Here is a 5,395-nt window from a genome sequence, read left to right on the forward strand (position 1 = left end):
CACGAAACTTAATATACTTTGCGGCAACGCTCAGGCTTTTGTTGACCATTTGTTCCGACTGCCGCTGTCCATATGACAAACCTTGAGGTGCCCCCTAAAGGTGCGGCACGGCGACGGACGCGGCGACCAGCCCGTTCAAGCTGACCTTGCCGGTCTGCATCCACAACGGCACCGGGATCGAGGAACGCTGGATCTGCTCCGGCAAAACGGCCGGCATCATGGTCGGTGCCGGGGCAAGACCGGCGAAGTCCTGCAACAGGCTATCGGTCGAGACCCCCGCTTCCATCGCGGTAGGTTCAGGCGCTGGCTTGGGCGTGGGCTTGCCGACCTCGATCACGACCCCGTCGTCCGCGGTGCGGAACGGCACCAGCTCGACTTGCTGCGCGGTCGCCGCGGAGGCCGCGGCGACGATCGCCACGCTCCCGACAAGGCTTTGCACCCAACTGATCCCACCCCTCTTCATAGGCGCGAAAAGAGCACATCATCGAACGGCTGGGGAGTGGAATAATTTTACACACTCGCAGTACAAAGCGCATTGCAGGGCGCATTGCAGGGCGCATTGCAGTGGCAGTCGCTTGCAGAATGCGATTGCCCGCAGCTAGCGCTTTCGCCATACAATGCGATTGCACATGCAACGCGCATTGCATTGTGCTGCGGTTTAGCATTACAGGGGAACCATCATGCCGGTGATCTTGGTAGGATCCATCAAAGGCGGCGTCGGGAAGTCGACCAGCGCCCTCGCACTCGCCTCCGAGATCCGCTCGGCAGGCCAGACTGTTCACATCATCGATACCGACAAGCAGAACTCGCTCTTCCGCTGGTATCAGGACTGGGAAGCCAAGGACCGGATCACGGTCGAAGACGGGCACAAGATGGGTCAGCGCGACCTGGAGAAGGCTGTCCACGAGGCATCACGCGAGCACCCGTTTGTTATCGTCGACGTCAAAGGCGCCATGAACGAGATGGTCATGTACGCCACGCTTCAGGCGGACGTCCTGATCATCCCCCAGCGGGCTTCGGCAACCGACCTGGAGCGTTCGATCGAGTTTCTGGAACAGATCGACTTCATCGAGAGCGCACGCAAGAAGCCCCTCCCCCACCGTGTCCTGTTCACCCAAAGAACCGCCGCGATCACCTCGCGAGCTGAACGCGAAATCATGGACCAGACCCGCGATGCTGTCGGAGTCTTCTCGTCCGAACTGCTGCTTGGCGACGCATACCGTGCGATGTTCCTCTACCGCATGACGCTGGAAGAGCTTGCGACCCACAATCTCGCGCGAACAGAGCGGGCGCGAATGAGCGTCCAGGGCCTGCTCCGCGAAATCGTAGCGATCATCAAGGGAGAAGCCGACGGATGAGCGAAGCACCAGCACCGAAGAAGTTCGGCAAGCCGACACCGCAGCCGCCTACCGGCGCTCTCGACCTGTCGGACATCAAGGCGGTCCCCTCCTCTCCTCCCGGTGCGCCCCTGGCGCTCCCGGACGACTATCAGGGTGCGTCTCCGCCGCGGCGTCGCCGCGCGCGGGAAACCAAGAGCCGGCCGCTCACGATGCGGATCACGCCGTCGACATTCGAGCGATTCAACGACTTCTGCGATCGCGAGGCGCTATCCTACTCGGACGCGCTGGTGCGGCTGCTGGACGCTGCAGATACGGCCAGAGACTAGAGAAAAGGGGGCGGGTGCATCGTGAGAAAGGATGCACCATGGCTATAATCGCCCTCAAACCCACCCAGCAGGTTGTCGATATCGTCGGAGCTCTTGGCGGGACCTGGCGGGGCTACAACGCAATGTGCCGCTGTCCGGCCCATCAGGACGGCACGCCGAGCCTCTCCATCAGGCAGGGCCACGACGGCATTCTCGTTCACTGCTTCGCCGGCTGCGATCCCGAGGACGTGCTCCGCGAGATCGCGCGACTTCGACCCGGCCGGCACTACGACCCCCCTGCTCCGACCCGCCGGGTCGGCACCGCCAATGTCGAGCGTCTCTGGAACGAGGGTTTGCCCGTCCAGGCTTCGCCGGCAGAGGCCTATCTCCTCCACCGCGGCATCAGCCAGCCATTCGAGGACCTGCGCTTTCATCCCCGCTGCCCTTGGGGACCAAAACCGACGACACGCTTCCTTCCCGCGCTGCTGGTCGCGGCACGCGAGGGACGAACCCTCAAGGCTATCCAGCGCGTCTTCCTCGACCTGAAGGATGGCGGGTACATCGACAAGGTCATGCTCGGGACACCCGCGGCCGCGAGCTGGCAAGGGCGCCGTGTGACTGACACCCTTGCGCTGGCCGAGGGATTCGAGACCGCCGCCATGTTCACCCAGATCAATGACATTCCGTGCTGGGCGACCCTGGGCGCTGCGCGGCTCGACCGGGTCCACATACCCGACAGCGTCACGACGCTCATCTTTGCCGAGGACAACGATCCCGAGGGGCGGCGCGCGCGGCGCAAGGCGTGGGCTGCCTATCGGCCACGCGGGCTCGATCTCCGGCGCATGCCTCCGCCACGCCGGTACGGTGACTGGGCCGAGGTCAAGCCAGGAGCATAGAGGGGAGGGGGGCTGGAGTGGTGAGCTGCGAAGGGCAGCCACCAATCCGGAGACCCTCCATGACCGACCTGTTCGACGACGCGCTCTTCCGCGCGGGCGCCTGCACCGCAGCTGCCAAGGCCCTGGAACCCGCGATCCTCGCGGACGTGAAGATCACCAGGGCGATGCTGAACGACGCCATGATTGGCGCATACGGAGGGACCGACGCCGAAGGGCGCTGGACCCAGCGCGAGAGCTTCGAGGTACTGGAGCATGCCATTGCACTTGTAATGCGGAAACGCAGTGCATTGCGACCGCACATTGTAGTGGCAGACATCGAGGCGGCCGCGGCGGTCCTCCACCGGCTCCCGACCCAGACCGTTCGGAGCGAGGAGCAGATCGAGTGGCAGCAGTTCTCGACCCCGCTCGACCTCGCTGCGGTCGCCCTCCACCTCGCGGCGCCAACGCCACAGGACATTGTCCTCGAGCCGAGCGCGGGTAACGGCCTCCTCGTGGCGCAGCTGCCGGCAGTCGCGGCGCTGCAGCTCAATGAGATCGACCCGACGCGCCGTGCCAGGCTGGAAGCCGCTTTCCCCGACACACAGGTCTCGGGCCACGACGGCGCCATGGTCGCGACCACCATGGCCGCGTTGCCCCGTCCCGGCCTCATCATCATGAACCCGCCCTTCTCGCGGTCCTTCGGCCGGGGAGGGGACTCGCTCGCTGCTGTCCGCCACCTGCAGGCCGCGATCCGGCGTGTGCGGCCGAACGGGCGCATCGTCGCCGTCATGCCCGACTGGTTCACGCACTCCGCTCGGATGGGAGAGACCTGGACGTCGACGCTGGAGCAGGTCGCTGTCCGCACGTCGATTCGGCTGACCGACGCCTACGGCAAGCATGGGACCAGCGTAGCGGTGCGCTTGTACGTGCTCGACAAGTGCGTGGGGCAGGGGAACGGCGTCACCATCCAGCGTGCGAACGTCCGCGAGCTGCTCAGCGAGCTCCGGGTGCCCGAGCGCCTGCCGCTCTCGGCCGAGGCGGAAAAGCCCGCCACCCGTGGCGGCAGCGTGTCGCTGTTCCGCAGCGTCCGCTCCAAGCCCGCCACGGCCCCGCGCGTGTTCCGCGCGCCCACGCGCAACGAGGTCGCGCCGGTGACCTACCAGGTCCTCGACACGCCCGCGCCGCTCGCCGAACAGACCGGGGTCTATCTCCCGTATCGGCCAAGCCGCATCGTCTTCGACACCGCCGGCGAACATCCCACCGCGCTGGTCGAGTCGGTCGCGATGGGATCCATCCCGGCCCCGATCCCCACCCATGTGCCGGCGCTCCCGGAACGCACCGTGTCCGAACGGCTCCTCTCGTCCTCGCAGCTCGAAACCGTCGTCTATGCCGGCCATGCCTGGACGCAGTTCATCCCCGGCCGGTTCCGCCCCGACAAGGAAGGGGTCGGCCTCGTCATCGACGAGAACGGCAGCCGCTATCGCAAGGGCTTCTTCTTGGGGGACGGCACGGGCGCCGGTAAAGGGCGCCAAGTCGCGGCCGTCATCCTCGACAACTGGTTGGCGGGCCGGCGCCGCGCAATCTGGGTGTCGAAGAACGAGGCCCTGCACGCAGACGCCATCCGAGACTGGACGGCCCTTGGCGGCATGGCCGCGGACGTGCAGCCGCTCTCCCGCTGGAAGATCGACGAGCCGATCAGCATGTCCGAAGGCGTGCTGTTCGTCACCTATCCGACCCTGCGGTCTACACGGGGCGACGCGAGCCGGTTGGAACAGATCATCACCTGGGCCGGCGAGGATTTCGAGGGCGTCATCGCGTGGGACGAGGCCCATGAGATGGGCGGCGTTGCAGGCGGGGAGGGGAGCATGATCGCCAAGAAGGGGTCCCAGCAGGGGATCGCCGGCGTGCTACTCCAGAACCGTCTCCCCGGTGCCCGGGTGCTCTACGCTTCCGCGACCGGCGCTTCCGAGGTCAACAACCTCGCCTATGCGGTGCGGCTCGGCCTCTGGGGGCCGGAAACGTCCTTCGCCAACCGCGAGGCCTTCATCACCGAGATCCGCCAGGGCGGCATCGCCGCGATGGAGCTGGTTGCCCGCGACTTGAAAGCCACGGGTCTCTATACGGCGAGGGCGCTCAGCTTCGCCGGGGTCGAGTACGAGATCCTGCGCCACGAGCTGACGGCCGACCAGATCGAGGTCTACGACACCTATGCGGACGCGTGGAGCATCATCCACCGCAACATGGAGCAGGCGCTCGAACTGACGGGTGTCGTCGATGCCGGAGGCGATACGCTGAACTCCGGCGCGAAGGCGGCCGCACGCTCCCGCTTCGAAAGCTGCAAGCAGCGCTTCTTCGGCGCCGTCCTGCTCTCGTGCAAGCTCCCGACCGTCATCGCCGCAGTCCGGCAGCACCTCGAGGCGGGCCAGTCTGTCGTCCTGCAGCTGGTCAGCACCGCGGAGGCCATCCTCGATCGGCGCTTGGGCGAACTCTCGCCGGACGAACGCGCCGAACTCGACCTGGACCTGTCCCCGCGCGAAGCGGTCATCGACTATCTGCAGCGCGCTTTCCCGGTCCAGCAGATGGTGCCTTATCGCGACGACACCGGCGAGGTCCGCTCGCGCCCGATGTTCGACGAACGCGGCACGCCCGTCACCAACCCGGAAGCCGAGGCCACACGCGACGCGCTCATCGAGCAGCTCTGCGCGCTTCCTCCGATCGCGGCCGTCCTCGACGGCATCCTGGAGCACTTCGGTCACGACAACGTCGCGGAGGTCACCGGATGTTGATTTTCACTGAGAGTTGACCCGGCGTTTTCATCGAGAAGTGACCCGGGTCGTGGGGGTAATGTCAGGCCCGCGGGTTTGCGGGTCAAGTC

Annotated in this window: 5 protein-coding genes; 4 read left to right on the top strand and 1 reads right to left on the bottom strand. The window is 66.0% G+C overall.

The features are described from left to right. Window positions 1-94 precede the first annotated feature (94 nt). Complete coding sequence (locus GGQ96_RS20975; RefSeq protein ID WP_184117182.1) at window positions 95-418, bottom strand: hypothetical protein; 324 nt, start codon at window positions 416-418, stop codon at window positions 95-97. 262 nt (window positions 419-680) lie between these two features. Between GGQ96_RS20975 and GGQ96_RS20980 the strand changes: the two genes are divergently transcribed. The 4 genes from GGQ96_RS20980 to GGQ96_RS20995 are packed head-to-tail and all read left to right on the top strand — an operon-like array spanning window position 681 to window position 5,306. Then, window positions 681-1,358: a ParA family protein gene (locus GGQ96_RS20980; protein WP_093068094.1), complete on the top strand. Its 678-nt coding sequence runs from the start codon at window positions 681-683 to the stop codon at window positions 1,356-1,358. After that, on the top strand, window positions 1,355-1,666 hold the full coding sequence (locus tag GGQ96_RS20985) for a hypothetical protein (RefSeq protein WP_093068092.1): 312 nt from the start codon (window positions 1,355-1,357) through the stop codon (window positions 1,664-1,666). Before GGQ96_RS20980 ends, GGQ96_RS20985 begins: the two co-directional genes overlap by 4 nt. A gap of 38 nt (window positions 1,667-1,704) precedes the next feature. After that, window positions 1,705-2,541 (top strand): DUF7146 domain-containing protein, encoded by an 837-nt coding sequence (locus GGQ96_RS20990; RefSeq protein ID WP_093068089.1) that lies wholly within the window; start codon window positions 1,705-1,707, stop codon window positions 2,539-2,541. Between the two features lie 59 nt (window positions 2,542-2,600). Then, a complete protein-coding gene (locus GGQ96_RS20995; RefSeq protein WP_184117183.1) occupies window positions 2,601-5,306 on the top strand; it encodes a strawberry notch-like NTP hydrolase domain-containing protein in 2,706 nt (901 codons plus the stop codon). Window positions 5,307-5,395: the final 89 nt, after the last annotated feature.

The sequence above is a fragment of the Sphingomonas abaci genome, from assembly GCF_014199625.1.
GTDB classification, from domain to species: Bacteria; Pseudomonadota; Alphaproteobacteria; order Sphingomonadales; family Sphingomonadaceae; genus Sphingomonas; species Sphingomonas abaci.

What these genes read in the sequence shown, in the direction of transcription:
- GGQ96_RS20990 (WP_093068089.1), top strand. Translation starts at nt 1,705, where the DNA reads ATGGCTATAATCGCCCTCAAACCCACCCAGCAGGTTGTCGATATCGTC.
- GGQ96_RS20995 (WP_184117183.1), top strand. Translation starts at nt 2,601, where the DNA reads ATGACCGACCTGTTCGACGACGCGCTCTTCCGCGCGGGCGCCTGCACC.
- GGQ96_RS20985 (WP_093068092.1), top strand. Translation starts at nt 1,355, where the DNA reads ATGAGCGAAGCACCAGCACCGAAGAAGTTCGGCAAGCCGACACCGCAG.
- GGQ96_RS20980 (WP_093068094.1), top strand. Translation starts at nt 681, where the DNA reads ATGCCGGTGATCTTGGTAGGATCCATCAAAGGCGGCGTCGGGAAGTCG.